Annotated in this window: 17 protein-coding genes; 13 read left to right on the top strand and 4 right to left on the bottom strand. The window is 46.5% G+C overall.

From position 1 onward, the window contains the following. The first annotated feature begins 21 nt into the window (after positions 1 to 21). A complete protein-coding gene (locus tag QMK20_RS17610) occupies positions 22 to 375 on the top strand; it encodes a hypothetical protein (RefSeq protein ID WP_283652622.1) in 354 nt (117 codons plus the stop codon). Positions 376 to 528: 153 nt separating this feature from the next. Continuing rightward, the gene (locus tag QMK20_RS17605; protein WP_283652621.1) at positions 529 to 999 is read left to right on the top strand and encodes a hypothetical protein; all 471 of its coding nucleotides are present in this window, start codon (positions 529 to 531) and stop codon (positions 997 to 999) included. Positions 1,000 to 1,068: 69 nt separating this feature from the next. On the opposite strand, the gene QMK20_RS17600 is transcribed toward QMK20_RS17605, so the two are convergent. The 3 genes from QMK20_RS17600 to fdhF are packed head-to-tail and all read right to left on the bottom strand — an operon-like array spanning position 1,069 to position 4,812. Then, the gene (locus tag QMK20_RS17600) at positions 1,069 to 1,347 is read right to left on the bottom strand and encodes a hypothetical protein (RefSeq protein WP_283652620.1); all 279 of its coding nucleotides are present in this window, start codon (positions 1,345 to 1,347) and stop codon (positions 1,069 to 1,071) included. Positions 1,348 to 1,376: 29 nt separating this feature from the next. Further along, a complete protein-coding gene (locus tag QMK20_RS17595) occupies positions 1,377 to 1,856 on the bottom strand; it encodes a helical membrane plugin domain-containing protein (protein ID WP_283652619.1) in 480 nt (159 codons plus the stop codon). 13 nt (positions 1,857 to 1,869) lie between these two features. Then, positions 1,870 to 4,812: a formate dehydrogenase subunit alpha gene (gene fdhF, locus QMK20_RS17590; protein ID WP_283652618.1), complete on the bottom strand. Its 2,943-nt coding sequence runs from the start codon at positions 4,810 to 4,812 to the stop codon at positions 1,870 to 1,872. A gap of 841 nt (positions 4,813 to 5,653) precedes the next feature. On the opposite strand from fdhF, the gene moaA reads away from it, so the two are divergent. From moaA to QMK20_RS17535, 11 genes are all read left to right on the top strand, one after another. Further along, positions 5,654 to 6,667: a GTP 3',8-cyclase MoaA gene (gene moaA, locus QMK20_RS17585; RefSeq protein ID WP_283652617.1), complete on the top strand. Its 1,014-nt coding sequence runs from the start codon at positions 5,654 to 5,656 to the stop codon at positions 6,665 to 6,667. A 40-nt stretch (positions 6,668 to 6,707) separates the two neighbouring features. Next, the gene (gene fdhD, locus QMK20_RS17580) at positions 6,708 to 7,520 is read left to right on the top strand and encodes a formate dehydrogenase accessory sulfurtransferase FdhD (protein ID WP_137061797.1); all 813 of its coding nucleotides are present in this window, start codon (positions 6,708 to 6,710) and stop codon (positions 7,518 to 7,520) included. A 29-nt stretch (positions 7,521 to 7,549) separates the two neighbouring features. After that, positions 7,550 to 7,798 (top strand): MoaD/ThiS family protein, encoded by a 249-nt coding sequence (locus tag QMK20_RS17575; protein ID WP_283652616.1) that lies wholly within the window; start codon positions 7,550 to 7,552, stop codon positions 7,796 to 7,798. 56 nt (positions 7,799 to 7,854) lie between these two features. Next, complete coding sequence (locus QMK20_RS17570; RefSeq protein WP_283652615.1) at positions 7,855 to 8,559, top strand: molybdenum cofactor biosynthesis protein; 705 nt, start codon at positions 7,855 to 7,857, stop codon at positions 8,557 to 8,559. Positions 8,560 to 8,566: 7 nt separating this feature from the next. Next, a complete protein-coding gene (locus QMK20_RS17565; RefSeq protein WP_283656301.1) occupies positions 8,567 to 9,646 on the top strand; it encodes a thiazole biosynthesis adenylyltransferase ThiF in 1,080 nt (359 codons plus the stop codon). 76 nt (positions 9,647 to 9,722) lie between these two features. Next, the gene (modA, locus tag QMK20_RS17560) at positions 9,723 to 10,529 is read left to right on the top strand and encodes a molybdate ABC transporter substrate-binding protein (protein ID WP_283652614.1); all 807 of its coding nucleotides are present in this window, start codon (positions 9,723 to 9,725) and stop codon (positions 10,527 to 10,529) included. 27 nt (positions 10,530 to 10,556) lie between these two features. Next, positions 10,557 to 11,222 carry a molybdate ABC transporter permease subunit gene (gene modB / locus QMK20_RS17555; protein ID WP_283652613.1) on the top strand — a complete coding sequence of 222 codons (666 nt, stop codon included), beginning with the start codon at positions 10,557 to 10,559 and terminating at the stop codon, positions 11,220 to 11,222. Between the two features lie 401 nt (positions 11,223 to 11,623). Next, positions 11,624 to 13,156, top strand: a complete 1,533-nt coding sequence (locus QMK20_RS17550) for a right-handed parallel beta-helix repeat-containing protein (protein ID WP_283652612.1) — start codon at positions 11,624 to 11,626, stop codon at positions 13,154 to 13,156. A 298-nt stretch (positions 13,157 to 13,454) separates the two neighbouring features. Further along, positions 13,455 to 14,657: a macrolide family glycosyltransferase gene (locus QMK20_RS17545; RefSeq protein WP_283652611.1), complete on the top strand. Its 1,203-nt coding sequence runs from the start codon at positions 13,455 to 13,457 to the stop codon at positions 14,655 to 14,657. Positions 14,658 to 14,894: 237 nt separating this feature from the next. Then, on the top strand, positions 14,895 to 15,437 hold the full coding sequence (locus QMK20_RS17540; RefSeq protein ID WP_283652610.1) for a GNAT family N-acetyltransferase: 543 nt from the start codon (positions 14,895 to 14,897) through the stop codon (positions 15,435 to 15,437). An 800-nt stretch (positions 15,438 to 16,237) separates the two neighbouring features. Beyond that, positions 16,238 to 16,585: a Na-translocating system protein MpsC family protein gene (locus QMK20_RS17535; protein ID WP_044647337.1), complete on the top strand. Its 348-nt coding sequence runs from the start codon at positions 16,238 to 16,240 to the stop codon at positions 16,583 to 16,585. Positions 16,586 to 16,602: 17 nt separating this feature from the next. Here QMK20_RS17535 and QMK20_RS17530 read toward each other — a convergent pair whose 3' ends face one another. Then, positions 16,603 to 17,031 (bottom strand): DUF4395 domain-containing protein, encoded by a 429-nt coding sequence (locus QMK20_RS17530; RefSeq protein ID WP_283652609.1) that lies wholly within the window; start codon positions 17,029 to 17,031, stop codon positions 16,603 to 16,605. Positions 17,032 to 17,274: the final 243 nt, after the last annotated feature.

Below are 17,274 nucleotides of genomic sequence, written 5' to 3'. Positions count from 1 at the left end.
ATATGTAAGCAGAGGAGCGTGATGGAATTGGAAAACAAGGTGCGTCGCTACTATCAGTTAAAGCAGAAGCAAAAAGAAATTGAGGGTGAACTGACTGATTTGCGTAATGACATTACAGCTCATTGTGCGGAACAGGGAGTGGCAGATTGGGAAATTGGCAGTTATCGCGTTAAAGTTGTACAGCAGCACCGTAAGGAATACGACCATACCAAGCTGTATGATTCACTGCCTGATCCGCAGCTATGGCGCTTGTTTTCCAAACCGGATACTTCGAAGATTGCCAGTTTGCTTAAACTCAAGGTCATCGCAGAGGAGCAATTAAAAGATGCTGTTTCTCTCAAAACGGTGACCCTATTACAGGTGGATAAAAAATAAAATGTAGATCATAGCGTTACTTTACAAAGTGCTGTAGCCTCAGAAAGGTTATTCGGTATGCGTCCGAATAGCCTTTTTCGCCTTTCCAATTTGCGTGATAGCTTTGGAGTGGTGTACTCTAGTAAAAGTTGGTTGAGACGGAGGAAGTATACATTGAACATGGAGACTGCTGTCAGTAAAGTATTTTTATATGTTTTCTCAATTTTAGTTGCGTTGGCTTCCTGTTATGGATTCATGTTGTACTGGATGTGGCAGTTACCGGAGCTTGCGGACGAATTTTCTGATCTGGAAAATGGACTTGCTTTATTTGCCGCGGGTATCGTGTTTGCCTTCATTGCTTTTGTTGTTCACCTCATTCTACATATCCTAATTTTCGCTCATCTACTTCATCGTAACGGCTACTCTATACATGTGAAAACATTGCTATTCCCCAAGGAAACAAACAACAATACAATCCTCCGTATTTGTCTGCTGGTGGTTCAGTTGATTTGGATCGTTTATGCTACCATTTTACATACAATTCCGCTGTTTTCGGTCATTAGTTTTACGCTGGTTTTTATCAATTATAGTATTTGGTTGTTGCAATTTTTGACGGAGAGACAAGGCAGGGAGGTTCGGTTGTAGGGATGTATCAAAGGAAGAGGAAAAGAGCTGACTCCCGTTTGTGGTGGGGCCAGCTCTCTTTTACTGTTGTTATCCTTGGCCGTTAAGCACCTGCTGAAAGTAAAACCGATACGTATTATAAAGGAACGTTTGAAGTGGAAGCTGAACCTCCAACTGATATTTACTCATGATAAAAGGGAAGCGCGTCTTTCCTTTTTTCCGAAGCTCCCTGACCGTGTCCTCATTCGTTTCTGTTGTTGTGGCAAGCTCCCCGACCAAAATTTCCACATAAGGCCAACAATGCTCCAGCAATAGCTGAAGGCATTCCTGATCGTCCTCCTGCTGATAGCGTCGAATATAATCCTGCAACTCTGTATCCACCTCCACACTATGTTCAGCTACTTATCGGACAAGCCTTTCCCCAGCCCTTTGAGAAAATGAATGCCAAAACCCATCGCCCGGTTTACATCCGGATCATTCATGGCCTTCATGAGATCACGCAGTCGGGTCTTTTTGTTCTGTTTTAAATGCTCGGCTTCGTTCAGGCCCGAAGTGACGCTGCCTACCAGCTTTTTCATCAACTCGGGGTCTACCTCGGACAGCATGCCGGCTGCTCCCATCAAATTGTTGATGATATTCGTCACAGGCTTGCGCGTCGCTTGTCCTACAGCAATTTTGGCGATGCTTTCCTTGGCTTTCAGCATAGACTGAGCCGCTTCGAGAAGACCACTATCGTGCAGCTCACGCACAATTTCGAGCGTCTTCTGCAATGCCACCCCGTTGTCCGCCAGATCAGCAGTAAGCTGATCCAGCGATTGCTTTTGTCGTTCTTCTTCTGTCAACACACGTTTTCGCACGATTGAAATAGGCTTAGCCATGAGTCCGACCTCCTTATTTTTGATCCACCAGATCGACGTAACCGGGACGATTCCATTTCCGATCCACTTCAACCCCATTTTGCGGATGACGCTGTTTATAGCGCGGGTTGATACGTGGTAGCGGATTTTGACCATCTACCTCCAAAATGTGCATTCGTACCTTGTTTTGTTTATAAGCCGGTGTGTTGGTGATTACATCGAATGCTCCGCCAGTTAACAGGTTCACGGCGCTGTCATGGCTGCTGGAGTGCATAGGTACGTAGACATCGGTTCCATGCATCCGGTCGGTGATGAGAACACGCAGCTTCACGGCACCATATGGCGATTCCAGACGAACCAGCGATCCGTCCTTGACTCCACGTTCCTCGGCTAATCCCGGCGATACTTCCACAAATACACTTGGAAGCTTGAGCTGAATACCCGGCGATTTGGTTGTCAGATTTCCTTCATGGAATTGTTCGAGCAGTCGACCGTTGTTTAAGGTCAGATCGAATTCAGCCGGGTATTGTTTAGGCTGCACATATTCGAAAAGACCGAGACGTGCCTTTTTATCCGGGAAGTTAAAGCCGTTGGTGTGCAGAAGCGGTGTGTTGCTGCCATCCGGCGATCCCCAGTGGAAGCTGTTCCAGCCTTCCAATACGTCATAATTACACTGGGAGAAAAATGGAGTGAGTGATGCCATTTCCTCAAAAATTTCACTTGGATGGCTGTAGTTCCAATCAAATCCCATTTGCTTGGCAAATTGGCTGAAAATCCACCAGTCCGGTTTGCTGTCTCCTACAGGTTTGAGCGCCTCATATAAACGCTGCACACGACGTTCGGTGTTCGTAAAGGTTCCGTCTTTTTCAAGCGAAGGTACGGCTGGCAAAATGACATCTGCGAATTCTGCTGTTTTGCTCAGGAATACATCCTGAACGACGAGGAAATCCAAATTCGCCAACATTTCCTGTGTATGGTTGGAGTCCGCATCCACCCACGCCATTTCTTCTCCAGCGATATACATCGCTTTCAGCTCACCAGTTTCAATGGCCTCCAGCATTTGAATATTGTCCAGTCCGCGCTGGCCTGGAATGTGTACGCCGTATGCCGCTTCGAACTTGGCACGAATGTCATCGTTGGTGACAGACTGATAGCCCGGGAAAATATCCGGCATCGTGCCCATGTCAGCAGCACCCTGAACATTGTTATGTCCGCGAAGCGGATACGCGCCTGCACCTGGACGCATAAAGTTTCCAGTCACCAGCAGCAGGTTGGCAATCGCAATAGAGGTGTAGGAGCCTGCGATGTTTTGCGTTACACCCATGCCCCAGCAAATGGCAGTGCCGTCGGCTTCATGGACCATAGTCGCTACCTCAATCAGCGTCTCTTTGGAAATGCCCGTTTCCTGCTCTGCAAATTCCAATGTAAAGTTCTCCAGCAACTTCAAATATTCGGGATAAAAGTTTACGTTCTCTTCAATGAATGTTGCGTCATGCCAGTTTTGTTCAATGATGTACTTGGTTATAGCGGATAACCATACATAATCTGTACCTTGCTTCGGACGAATGAACAGGTCCGCACGATCCGCCATTTCATGCTTGCGCAGGTCGACCGCGATCAGCTTTTGACCGTGCAGCTTATGCGCACGTTTAATACGGGTAGCCAGCACCGGATGTCCTTCTCCCGGCGCACAGCCGACCAGCATAACCAGTCCTGCTCTGGCAATGTCTTTAATCGTACCGCTGTCGCCGCCAATGCCTCCGGTGTGTTGCAGCCCCCATGAGGCGGGGGATTGGCAATAGCGCGAACAGTTATCGACGTTATTCGTTTGGAATACCTGACGCGCCAACTTTTGCATCAAATAGTTTTCTTCATTTGTAAATTTGGACGAGGAAATAAAGCCGAGCGCTTCCCCGCCATACGTTTCTTTAATAGCACCCATTTTGCTGGCCATCAGACTCAGTGCTTCTTCCCAGGTTGCTTCCACAAATTCGTCGCCTTGACGAATTAAAGGGGTGGTCAAACGCTGATCACTGTTCACAAAATCCCAGCCGAATTTCCCTTTAACGCATGTGGAGATGCCGTTCACAGGTCCTTCAGAAGTAGGCTGTACCTTCAAAATTTTGCGACCTTTGGTCCAAACCTCAAAGCTGCAACCTACGCCGCAAAAGGTACAAACGGTTTTAGTTTTTTTCGTACGGGTTTCACGCATGGCTGCTTCGGCTTCGGAAATGGCAAAAATACCGCTATAGCCCGGCTCCACTTCCTTAATTAAATCTACCATCGGATTTAACAAGTCCTTCTCCATGCCGCTCATGAAGCCTGCTTCACCCAGCATGGATTTCTCCATCAAGGCGTTACAAGGACAGACCGTTACACACTGACCGCAGCTGACGCAGGAGGAATCATTAATTGCAACACCATCATCCCAAATGACGCGAGGGCGTTCTGCTTCCCAGTCAAGAGAGAGGGTTTCATTGACCTGAAGGTTTTGACATACCTCTACGCATTGGCCGCAGGCAATACACTGATTCGGGTCATAGCGGTAAAACGGATGGGACATATCGACTTCCGTCGGATCAACCTTGGGCTGATATGGATATTTTTGATGCTCAATTTCCATAAGCTCTGCCGTATTATGCAAGGAACAATTACCATTGTTGTTATCGCACACGGTGCAGTAGAGGAGGTGATTTTCCAGTAATCGATCCATGGCTTCTGTTTGGGCCGCTTTGGCGCGGTCCGAGTTTAATTGAATATTCATTCCGTCTGCAGCGAGTGTCGAGCAGGAGCGAACGAGCTTGCCGTTGACTTCCACGATACAGGTATCACAGGTGCGGATCGGATCGACCTCAGGAACATAACATAGTTGGGGATGGGTGATGTTATTTTCGTTAATGACTTCAAGAATCGTTGCGCTGTCTTTGGTTTTCAGTTCCTGTCCGTTTAATGTAATTTTGATCGTACTCTCAATCACGGTTCAGGCTCCTTTCAGATTTGAAATTTAAAAATTAGAAATAAAAAAACTCCACCATAAACACAAGTGCTCGTGATGAAGCACTTGTGTTTATGGTGGAGTAGTGACCAAGCTCTAGGTCCTGGAGGCCAATCCGCCATATGCGTATGTATTAATAACAGACGGTACACACCGCTTGTATATCAATAACCTGAATATGTCATTTTCTGCATGTCATCAGGTGTAACTATAACGTAAAATTTAAGATAGTTCAACGGTACATTATTAAATTTTTTAATTGATAATGATTATCGTTTGAGAAAACGAAAAAGCATTGACAAACGTTCGAGGATTGCTAACAATAAGAATGTAATCTATTGCAGAGCATTCGTGAATGGAGTGTGCGTGGGGAATCGCGTATACTTTATTTGTCGCAGCGCTTGTTAGCTTGATTTTTCTATATCACATGATGTGAGGGTTCGTAGAATCCTGATGTAGATAAATTAACCGGCATTTAGCAGATTCTTCGATGTGTTCGATGGCGAAGGATTTGTTGTGATGTCGGTTTTTTGGTTCTGTATAAAATGAATTGAAGTTCACACGGTGCCACTACACAAACGGATGATGCTTCCCATCGCTGTTGCCCCCAGATTTCCTGAATGAACGAACAATGGTGGAAATCTGGGGAACAGTTTATGCTTACGATGCGAGCTTTCCTCCGGAAAGCTTTCAGGCGACCGCTATCGCTTGTCCAGCACCATTCCGTTTGCTCCGTTTTTGATGTGAATTTCTCAAGTTCATTTTATACAGTTCCAATATAGGGTTTAGGTATTATTAATGAAGACGGATTGAGGTGAACGGGATGGCGAACCGGAGCGACGATCAATGGAATCGTCCGTTACGGGACTTGAGAATATCCGTCATAGACCGGTGTAATTTTCGGTGTCGGTATTGTATGCCGGAAGAAATTTTTGGCCATGACTATCCGTTTTTGCCAAAAGAAAAAATATTGACCTTTGAGGAAATTACCCGGCTTTCCCGTATTTTTGTCTCTCTGGGAGTTACCAAGCTGCGCATTACGGGCGGCGAGCCGTTGCTGAGAAAGGACCTGTCCTCGCTCATTCATTCGTTAACTCAACTCGAAGGAGTTGAAGATATTGCTATGACGACGAACGGCGTATTTCTTCCTAAATATGCAGCAACGCTTCGAGAGGCAGGATTGAAGAGAGTGACAGTCAGTCTGGATTCGCTCGATGATGATCGCTTCCGCCGGATGAACGGAGGAAGAAGCAGCGTGCAAGCTGTGCTGGATGGTATTGATGCGGCAGCACAAGCGGGGATGCAGGTAAAAATAAATATGGTCGTGCAAAAGGGCTTCAACGATCAGGATATTGTGCCCATGGCCGACTATTTTCAAAAGAAAAAGCATATTTTGCGGTTTGTTGAGTTTATGGATGTAGGTAACACCAATGGCTGGAAATTGGACCAGGTCGTCTCCAAGCAGCAGATCATCGAAACCATTCATAAGCAAATGCCGCTGGAGCCTGTCCCGCCCCATTACAAAGGCGAGGTAGCGACGCGTTACAGGTATCAGGACGGCGAAGGAGAAATTGGTATTATTTCGTCGGTTACGGATGCCTTTTGCTCCACCTGTACACGGGCGAGAATTTCCGCTGAAGGCTCCTTGTATACTTGCTTATTTGCTTCTCAAGGGTATGAGCTGCGGGGGATGCTACGTTCTGAACAGTCCGATGATGAGATAAGAGCTTACATTGAGCGGGTTTGGAGAGGACGTACAGACCGCTATTCGGAGGAACGGCTGAATCATACGCAGCAATTCGCATCCAAAATTGAAATGTCACACATCGGCGGGTGAACCGAAACGCCAGCCTGCCCAAAACAAGGGAGTGGAGCACATGGAAAAGCCAGCTGAGATCAAACGCCAGATTCTCCGTTATCGTGACGGTCAGATCAAGCGTGATGAGGACACTGTGGTGACGGAGCATCCGGTGACGATCAAAATCAATCAGCAGGAATTTGCCACCATGGTTTGTACACCGGAGTATGTGGAGGATATGGCAGTAGGCTTTTTGGCCTCGGAAGGTGTCATTCAACAGTATGATGATATCGAAGATATTTGGGTTCAGGAAAAAGAAGGCTTTGTTCATATCAAAACCCGGCGGATGAATGAGTTCTATCAAAACTTTCATTCCAAACGGTACATTACCTCCTGCTGTGGGAAAAGCAGACAGGGCTTCTACTTTATGAATGATGCCAAAGTGGCAAAAAGAATGAACGACACTCATGTCATGCTGTCTTTTGACGACTGCTTCCGCCTGATGAATTTGATGCAAAACTCGGCGCACACGTTTCAGGAGACTGGGGGCGTTCATAATGCCGCACTGTGTGACAAGGACGGAATCATTCTGTCGAGAATGGATATCGGCCGACACAATGCGCTGGATAAAATCTATGGATATTGCCTCAAGCATGATATTGTATTACAAGATAAAATCATTGTATTCAGTGGGCGGATTTCGTCTGAAATTTTGTTGAAGGTCGCCAAGATTGGCTGTGAAGTGGTGCTGTCCAAGTCGGCTCCGACAGAGCTTGCGCTTGAATTGGCTGAGGATTTGGGCATTACTACGGTAGGCTTTATACGAAATCATTCTCTGAATGTATATACGCATCCCCAGCGGATTGAGGAACTGGTTGAATCTAAAATATAGTGTGAACATTTCTGGGGGTGAACATTTAAATGAAATATCATATTCAAGTATTTGCCGGTCTTGCGGAACAGATGGGAGGGCCCATCATCACAGTACCCACCGATCAGGAAACGATGACCATTGCCGCGTTAAAAGACCTGCTATCCGAGCGCTTTCCAGAAGTAGCCGCGCAGTTGCGGGGTTCTTTTGTTGCCAAAAACCAGGCTTATGCCGCACCGGAGGATCTGGTGAGTATAGCTGACGAAATTGCGATCATTCCCCCGGTTTCAGGAGGGTAAATTCGATATAGGCTAAGCGAGTTCGATAGGATAGGTGCAAAGGGGGTCAAATGGTTATGCAATACCGTATTCAATTATTCGCGGGTATGGCAGAGCAGCTTGGTCAATCCGTGATCACGCTGGAGTTACCGCAGGAAACGGTGACCATTGCAGACATTCGAAAAAGCTTGAATGAGCAATATTCGGAAGCGTCTTCACAGCTGCAAGGTTCTTTTTTTACGAATAATAAAAAACTGGCTTCTCCAGAGGAACTAATACATCCTTCAGATACAATCACGCTTCTTCAGTCCGCACCAGGGATGGAAACGGTCATTTCGCCATGTGGCTTGTTTGCGATCACGTACGATCCGATTGATGCCGATGAGGTGACCTTGAAGGTGCAGGACCCATCCCATGGGGCTTCCCTGACCTTTAATGGAACGACTCGGGAATATACCCAAGGTCAGCGTACTGTGTTGCTGGAATATGAGGCGTATGTCCCGATGGCGATGAACAAGATGAAGCAGATTGGTGACGAGATTGCAGAGCGTTGGCCGTCTACACGTACGGCGATTACACATCGGCTTGGTACGGTGAGGATTGGAGAGACGAGCGTTGTGATTGCTGTTTCTGCTGCACACCGCGATACTTGCTACGAAGCCAGCCGCCATGCGATTGAACGCTTGAAGCAAATCGTGCCGATCTGGAAAAAGGAAGTGTGGGAGGACGGCTCGGAATGGAAGGGGCATCAGCTAGGAGGTTGGAACCCTAATGGGGCGTAAATCAACGATGTCTGAAATGAAGAAGGATCAGAACATGGACGCCGATGCAGAAGCGCAGACGCAGGCGTCTCATGCCCGATATTCGAGACAAGAGCTGTTTACGAAAATTGGGCCAGCAGGACAGCAAAATATTCGCAGCAAGCACGTGCTTATCATTGGGGCTGGAGCACTGGGTACCGCCAATGCGGACATGCTGGTGCGAGCGGGCATCGGACGACTGACGCTGGTGGATCGCGATTATGTAGATTGGAGTAATCTACAACGCCAACAGCTCTATGATGAAGCGGACGCTCGTGATCATATGCCGAAGGCGGTGGCAGCGCAGAAGCGATTGCAGCAAGTCAATTCAGACGTGGACATTCGTGCACTAATTCGGGACGTATCGCTGGAAGAAATCGACGATATTGCAGCAGGTGTGGACCTCATCGTAGATGCTACTGACAACTTTGATACACGTCTGCTCATTAACGATTACGCGGTCAAGCACCAAATTCCTTGGATTTACGGGGCTTGTGTGGGTAGCTACGGGACGACCTTTACCATCGTGCCGGGACAGACACCGTGCCTGCATTGCCTGCTCGGAACCGTACCTCTTGGCGGCGCAACCTGCGACACGGCGGGTGTGATTAGCCCAGCTGTGCAGATGGTGGCAGCCTACCAAAGCGCCGAAGCACTGAAGCTGCTCACCGGGGACGACTCAGCGCTGCAAGGCAAGCTGATTTCCTTTGATCTGTGGAACAATCAGCATCAGGCGATCCAGATCAGCGCGATGAAGAAAGCCGACTGCCCAACGTGTGGCGAGCATCCGGTGTATCCTTTTTTACAATCGGAGCATCAATCCAAGTCGGCTGTTTTGTGCGGACGTGATACGGTTCAAATCCGCCCGGCCTCCGGTGCTGTGCGCGATCTGAATGAAGCGGCGCGTCTATTGTCACGTCAGGGAGGCAAGGTTGAGCATAATCCATATCTGGTATCCGTAGTGATTGGAGCGCATCGGCTGGTTCTATTTCAGGATGGACGCGTTCTGATCCATGGCACGAAGGACATCGCCGAGGCGAGATCTATTGTTCACAAATATTTGGGCTGACCCAATAGAGTTGAACCGTTATGAGGTGTACATCGTTATACCCATTTCGGAATTTATAGGACAGGGGAAGAGTAAGTTGAAAATGAAATTCGGGTACATATTCACGTTGGTTGGATTGTTGGCATGGGTGCTGGTTGGTTGCTCGTCTTCGGCTGCTGTACAGCCGACACAGTCTGCGCCAAAAACAGAGATCATCGTATCTGCCGCAGCGAGCCTTCAAGATAGTCTGAATACACTCAAGGACCAGTATGAAAAGCAGCATACGGATATCAAACTTACCTTTAACTATGCTTCATCCGGCACATTGCAAAAACAAATTGAGCAAGGCGCACCCGCTGACGTATTTATTTCGGCAGGTATGAAGCAAATGAAGGCATTGACCGATGCTTCATTGGTGGAAAAGGATAGCGTACTGCTCCAAAATAAACTGGTTGTAGTCGTTCCGCAGGATAAGGCCAAAAGCATTACACTCCATGATCTGACAAGCCCATCCTTCTTGAAAGTAGCTGTTGGGGAGCCAACTACCGTTCCTGCTGGACAGTATTCCAAAGAAGCGCTGACGAAGGCCGGACTATGGGACAAGCTGGAGCCTAAGCTGGTATTCGCCAAGGACGTAAGACAGGTATTAAACTATGTGGAAACAGGCAACGCCGATGCGGGACTTGTCTACCTGACGGATGCCAAATCATCCGATAAAGCAGTCGTTGCGCTGGAAGTACCTGAGGAATTGCATGCTCCGATTCTCTATCCGGAAGGTATTGTAAAAGCAACGAAACACAGCAAGGAAGCTGGTGAGTTTCTCGATTTTCTGCGTACGGATGAAGCGATGAGCGTATTCAGTAAGGACGGATTTTCAGCTCCTACAGAAAAGACAGGGAAATAGCATCTATATATAAAGGAGGGGGTCCCGTTGGATTGGTCAGCTTTTCTTCCTCCGGTTATCGTATCCGTCAAAGTCGCAGTCGCCGCCAGCATCTTTGTATTTCTGTTAGCTACCGTGGTGGCTCGGATGATGGCGAACTGCAAGCTGCGGAGGGGAATCAGCATGATCGAGACGCTCTTACTTCTTCCGCTTGTTTTGCCTCCCACAGTCGTTGGCTTTATTCTGCTTATCTTGCTGGGGAGGAAAAGCTGGATCGGAACAGCCTTCGAAAGCCTGTTCCAGCAGACGATTGTATTTACGTGGGGAGCTGCGGTGGTGGCTGCTGTAATTGTGGCTTTTCCACTGGCTTATCGGACGATCAAGGCAGGCTTTGAAGCCGTCGATCCCGAGGTAGAGCATGCTGCACGTGCACAAGGCGCCAACGAATGGCAAGTATTTCGCTACATTACGATGCCTCTCGCCTACCGCCCACTCATCTCGGGATACATTCTCGGATTTGCCCGGGGATTAGGAGAATTTGGCGCTACGCTGATGCTTGCGGGTAATATTCCCGAACAGACCCAAACCCTGTCTACGGCGATTTACACCGCATCCGAGGCCGGGAATATGACACTCTCCTGGAGCTGGGTAGCCGTCATCATTCTGTTCTCTTTTATCATGTTGATGCTTTCAAACCGATTGGTGAAGGATTAGCCCGCTATGGAGTATGGAACATGACATACGCAGTCTGCCGATTAAGGTAGGCTGTGTTTTATTTGTCTTGAGAAAATAAAGTCTTTGTGTCCAGTGGGTTCCGTCATGATTGTGAGGCCGAGGATTTGGCAACACCGCCGTCCCAGGGTACCCGTCAGCATAGGGTGGTATCGGTCGGCATGGAGCATCAGATCACCGGCGGCCAGGGGAAAATCGCAGGCAGGCCGGCGCAGCGAGGAAATGCTGCGATTCGCCAATGCCTGCGGGGCGCTGTCGACGCCTTGGCATCGGAGGCACCGGGAGTCTGCCGACTGTGGAGGCCGTCCTCCGTTTGCAAGCGGGACAGGCTTAGTGGATTTGTGGTATAATTTACAATAATAAACAAAGGGAGATGAAGAATTATGAAGAAACTCGGGGAAATTTTTCTGGCATTAGCCATAGTTTTGGGGCTTGGTCTAGCGGTCGGAAATGTGCAGCCTCCCTCCGTCTCCGCGGCCGGTACAGAATATTATGTGGCCACGAGCGGCAGCGACTCCAACGCCGGAACGAGCGACGCGCCGTGGAAGACGCTGCAGCACGCGGCCGACGTGGCTCCTGCGGGCAGCAAGGTTTACGTCCGGGGCGGCATGTACAATCAGAAGCTGAAGATTACCCGCTCCGGCTCCGCTTCGCAGGGTCCCATTGTGTTCACCAACTATGGGACCGAGACCGCCACCATTGACGGCACCGGACTTTCGGTCAACGGGATCCAAGGGCTGATCGAACTGGCCGATGTCGATTACGTTACCGTTCAGGGGTTTGAAATCCGCAATTTTACCACTGCTTCCAAGAACGCGGTGCCTGTAGGTATTTATGTCCACGGTTCGGGCGGCTTCATTAATCTGTCCAACAACAAAATCCATGACATCAAAAACACGGTCACCCCGACCGGCAAAGATCGGCTGGGCCGGGACGCCCACGGCATCGCTGTTTATGGCACGAAAGCTCCGGCTTCGATTCACGACCTTACGATCAGCGGCAATGAGCTTTACAATCTTGTGCTGGGTTCGAGTGAATCGCTCGTTTTAAACGGCAACGTGGATGGTTTTGCGGTGACCGACAACCTCATTCACAATAATGACAACATCGGGATCGATCTGATTGGCTTTGAGGGAACCGCGCCGAATACCGCTTACGATCAGGCGCGAAACGGGTTGGTGAAGGGCAACCGGGTGTACAATAATTCTTCCAATAATAACCTATCTTACAAGAAAGACGACAACTCGGCCGGCGGCATTTATGTGGATGGCGGCAAGGACAGCATTATCGAGCAGAACTACAGCTACAACAACGACATCGGCATCGAAATTGCCTCCGAGCATGCCGGCAAAGCCACCAGCAATATTACGGTCCGCAGCAACGTGATATATAACAACCGGCTGACCGGCATCGCCATGGGCGGTTACGATGATGAGCGCGGCTCGACGGTTAACTGCAAGATCGTGAACAACACGCTGTACAAGAACGATACGCTTGGCGGCGGAAGCGGCCAGCTATTCGTTCAGTACGATACGCAAAACAACGTGATCAAGAACAATATTTTCGTGGCCAGCTCCACGGATGTGCTGATCTACAATGAATACACCAACAATTCCGGCAATGTTGTGGATTATAATTTATATTTCGCTCCGGGCGGCAGCTCGGAAGCCAACTGGACGTGGAAAAATAAAGAATACACGGGTTTCTCCGCTTATAAAAAGGGAACCGGCAACGATGCACATTCCTTGTTCATCGACCCCAAATTTGTGAATGCTGCAGGAGGCGATTTCCATCTTCAGTCTTCGTCTCCGGCAATCGATGCCGGTGACACGGACCGTGCCATCATCGGAACGCTGGATATTGACGGAAAACCAAGAGTACAGGGAGCCGCTGTGAACATCGGCGCCTACGAATAAGCCTTATATTTAATGACAAACATTGCGTACCGAAACTATGCGGTGCGCACTGTTTGTACGTTTTTACAATGTTCCTTGCATAGAATCAAAAAATACCGGATCATGTGTCGTGATATTCTTAAGTGAGTAGTCAGACTTTTGCTGGAACAGAAGTGTTCTCAGATTCGCCTTTTCCTCTAGATTTTCAAGTATTGTACTATGATAAACTTGATTCCATTAATTGATTCGAGCAATCGTAGGGACAGTGCCCCTTACTCTTACACAATTTAGAGAACAGTATACCTAAGGAGTGGTAGAAATGGCCCGTGTTTTATTTATTAATGGTGGATCAGAGGGACATATCAATCCAACTATTGGAGTTGTGCAAGAGCTTATTTCGCGTGGAGAAGAGGTAGTGTACTTTTCTATAGAAGCTTCTCGGGAGCGTATTGAGAAGACAGGAGCTTCAGTACGAACATTTGACGATCAAAAATTTATAAAAGCCTTTATCTCAGGTGGAAGAGATTATTTACTCGAAAGAATCAACGGTCTTTTACTTACGGCAGATATAGTCATACCAAGTGTTCTTGAACAGATCAAAGGAGAGCATTTTGATTACATCATCCATGATTCCATGTTTGGTTGTGGACGTTTACTTGCTCAAATTCTTAAGCTTCCTGCAATCAACTCTTGTACTTCTTTTGCGCAGACAAAAGTATCATTCGATAAAATGTTAGAACAATTTTCTATACAAGTCCCTACAGAAATAGTTAAATCTATAATGGATAAATTTCAAAGCCTGACGGTAATGATGAAGGAAAAATATGATGTGGAGATCCATTCTCCTTACGAAGTGTTTTGTAATCCTGCACCACTTACAATCGTTTATACAACCAGGGAGTTTCAGCCTTATGTAGAAGCATTCGACCAAACTTATAAATTTGTAGGTCCATCCATCTCTTCACGATTAACTCAAGAAAACTTCGACTTAACTGCAATCCAGGAAAAAAAACCCATTTACATTTCACTGGGTACAGTCTTTAACCAAGCAATTGATTTCTATAAGCTTTGTTTTGAGGCATTTGGGAACACGGATCATACTATTGTCATGTCTATTGGGAATAAAACCCGAATTTCTGATTTAGGGGAAATTCCTAAAAACTTCATCGTAAAAAATTATGTTCCACAAACTGATGTACTGCAATACACTAAATTATTTATTACACATGGTGGAATGAACAGTACCAATGAAGGTCTCTATTACGGAGTTCCGCTAATTGTTATCCCACAAAGCGCGGATCAGCCGATCATTGCGGGGCAAGTCGCCAATATCGGAGCAGGCATTCAATTACAAATGCAAAGCTTGACTGCAAATCAACTACGTGAAGCCGTAGATCATGTGTTAAGTCTCTCATCTTTCAAGAACTCTGTCGCAAATATTAGGGAATCCTTTAAAAAATCAGGTGGGTATCATCAAGCTGTTGATGAGATTTTCGAATTTAAAAGTCAATATCATATCTAAATGAATCCATTTCATAATACCCTCAGTAGCTTTAATAAAGAGTACATATAGATCAAAATGGTTTAGTTTGTCTATATGTAGTATACATTTCGTTGGCTTATCATTTATGAAATTGATTCAAATATAAAATTTTTTAATAAAAAATGATGCTGATATACACCGCTCATCAAACCAATTTCCGAATCTTCATCCTGTGATATAATTCTCTCAATATCATAGTTTGGAAGGATGGTGCAGATGTCGGAGCAGCAAGTATACGTCCGGTTCTCTGAAGAGGCGGACGTCGCAGAATTGACAGCAATGTACAAGCGTAATCGGGAGTTCTTTGATAAGTTTTCGCCAAACAACCTAGAGGAGCACTATACAGAGGAGCACCAACTCCAGAAGATTATTAAGAGCAAGGCCGACATGATGGAGGATCGGAGATATTCCTTCGTGGTATGCCACAAGGAGGACGACCGGATTATAGGTAGCATAGATCTATCTTTTGTGGTGAGGGGACCGCTTCAGAGCTGTATGATCGGATACAGCCTAGACCAAGCTTATAACGGCAAGGGCTATACGACGGAGGCGGTGAAGCAGGTCGTTCGCTACGCTTTCGATGAGCTAAAGTTTCATCGGATCGTCGGGGAAGCCTCTCCTCGGAATCCAGGATCAATCCGTGTGCTTGAGAAGGCTGGCTTTCACAAAGAAGGCATCTCTCGAAGCAACGTAAAGATCAACGGAGAGTGGGAGGATCATCAGGTTCTGGCGATTATAAATCCGTCAGAGGATATCTAGTTTCCCAAAGTGATAATAAACGATGATTTATGGCTCAACTAACGGGATACGCTAGTTGATTGTTTAAAACCTCTCATTAGGAGCAATATTGATTAAATGCTCATATTGTGAGGTTTTATTTTATTTGGGGATTATTTTGTCTCGACAAACTCTTCTTTAACTTTGAATGATTCCATAAATGGATCTTCCCCATAAAGCTTGTTTAAATGCTGCACATGAGCTATGCCCCAATCACCCATCGCTTACAAGGTGAGGGTTCATTTTCTTCCCATATTCTGTGATGGGAAATTCGCCTTTTGGAGGGATTTGAGTCTTAAGTTCTCATTCATTCATGGTCCCTGTTAGAGCAAAAATAAAAAGAGTAACAAATTAAACAGTCCAGGGGTTACATGAGAGAGATATATTTATTATTTATGGAAATTCCAAATGCTTTGCCGAAAATGTATTTGCAGTAGACAACCAAATTGAACGTATTGAAGATAGCGAACAAAAAATTACATTCCAATTATCAGATGAGGTGAAACAACGTAGAAGCTTGTGGTTAAGCTATAATTCAAGATTTGACGAGCTTCACACGATATCGTTAGAGTGTATAAAAAGGAGTTGTTTTCGATACGATGAGGATGCTAGATGAATATTAGGTTTCATCGGCTTCAGGTAACTTTTTTATCAATACGAAAAATAGGTAACAAAGTATGTTCCAAAAATCACTTTCCTTCAATCTCTGTTTTATATGAGAGGAATCGGTTATGATGGAAATAGTAACAAGGATTTTAGTAGGTTTAGGAGAGCGGTGCGATATGAGAAAGGAAACGGGTTTTAACGAAATTATTCGAAAAGTACGTAAAGAGCTATTTGGAAAAGGCCCGGAACGCATACATACAACCTTTGTAGATAACATGGCCATCACGATGCTGTACGGTAATTTAACCCCTTCTGAAAAGTTTCTGGCACAAGAGGTTGCCGGGAAAGAGATGGTGCATGCAGCCCGAACTAAAATGGTTCAGAAAATCTATCCCGTACAGTTCAACAAAGAACTGGAGGATTACATGGATTCCCGACTGCTGCACCTCTTTTCGGATATTAAGGTGGAGGAAGATATAGCCATCTCTGTTTTTGTATTTGAGGATACGATTGTTGCAAAATAGGATGAAGGGAAGGCAATCTATACGTGATTTCTTCTCCGATATTGATATTGGGACCATTGGTAGAGAATAAAGCATCCGACACAAAAGCCCAGAATAGCGACCAATGCCGCCACCAGCACCATCGCTGAGGACACATAAGCGACAATACTCCATTGGAACGTAAACCCTGCCAGAGCCACCAGCAGAAAAAAGACGGCAAGGAGCTGATTAAATCTTTGCTGTCCCCGGTCCTCCTGCACATATGAGGATGGGCTTTTCTTTAAAAATAGCTTGGCTACCCGCATCACCGGATTGAAGTTGAATAGCACACCGAGCAACCCCGCAATCAGTGGAATAGCTAACACCCCATACGCCCCTGTAATCCAGGTAAAGACCACAGACAGCACAATCACCCATTGATTAGCCCTGACCAACGGACGGGGAATCGAGGCTGAAGCTTGACTCATATATATCACCCTTTTCACATCGGAATAAAATAGTTGAGATCATTATAACGTAATGGTTGGGGAATAGATAGCTGAAAAATGGTTTGTATGATCATTACTATAGACCCATTACCAAAGACATGGTAGAGTTTTGGTATATATTCGGTAAAGGGGTCAGTTTATAAAAAAGGTATTTTTATGTTTATGCGTAGCAGGAGTCGTTCTATCGGGCTGTACTACTTCCAAGAGCGGTACCACAAGTAC

Source organism: Paenibacillus sp. RC334 (genome assembly GCF_030034735.1).
In the GTDB taxonomy this organism is placed as follows: Bacteria; Bacillota; Bacilli; order Paenibacillales; family Paenibacillaceae; genus Paenibacillus; species Paenibacillus terrae_A.
The sequence above is the reverse complement of the archived record's forward strand: the minus strand, read 5'-3'. Positions and strand labels throughout refer to the sequence as shown.

Bases quoted from the DNA above. Each gene is read 5' to 3' on its own strand.
- QMK20_RS17540 (WP_283652610.1), top strand. From the start codon at position 14,895: ATGTCGGAGCAGCAAGTATACGTCCGGTTCTCTGAAGAGGCGGACGTC.
- QMK20_RS17545 (WP_283652611.1), top strand. From the start codon at position 13,455: ATGGCCCGTGTTTTATTTATTAATGGTGGATCAGAGGGACATATCAAT.
- QMK20_RS17550 (WP_283652612.1), top strand. From the start codon at position 11,624: ATGAAGAAACTCGGGGAAATTTTTCTGGCATTAGCCATAGTTTTGGGG.
- QMK20_RS17575 (WP_283652616.1), top strand. From the start codon at position 7,550: ATGAAATATCATATTCAAGTATTTGCCGGTCTTGCGGAACAGATGGGA.
- QMK20_RS17570 (WP_283652615.1), top strand. From the start codon at position 7,855: ATGCAATACCGTATTCAATTATTCGCGGGTATGGCAGAGCAGCTTGGT.
- QMK20_RS17530 (WP_283652609.1), bottom strand. From the start codon at position 17,031: ATGAGTCAAGCTTCAGCCTCGATTCCCCGTCCGTTGGTCAGGGCTAAT.
- QMK20_RS17535 (WP_044647337.1), top strand. From the start codon at position 16,238: ATGAGAAAGGAAACGGGTTTTAACGAAATTATTCGAAAAGTACGTAAA.
- fdhD (WP_137061797.1), top strand. From the start codon at position 6,708: ATGGAAAAGCCAGCTGAGATCAAACGCCAGATTCTCCGTTATCGTGAC.
- QMK20_RS17595 (WP_283652619.1), bottom strand. From the start codon at position 1,856: ATGGCTAAGCCTATTTCAATCGTGCGAAAACGTGTGTTGACAGAAGAA.
- QMK20_RS17610 (WP_283652622.1), top strand. From the start codon at position 22: ATGGAATTGGAAAACAAGGTGCGTCGCTACTATCAGTTAAAGCAGAAG.
- moaA (WP_283652617.1), top strand. From the start codon at position 5,654: ATGGCGAACCGGAGCGACGATCAATGGAATCGTCCGTTACGGGACTTG.
- QMK20_RS17565 (WP_283656301.1), top strand. From the start codon at position 8,567: ATGTCTGAAATGAAGAAGGATCAGAACATGGACGCCGATGCAGAAGCG.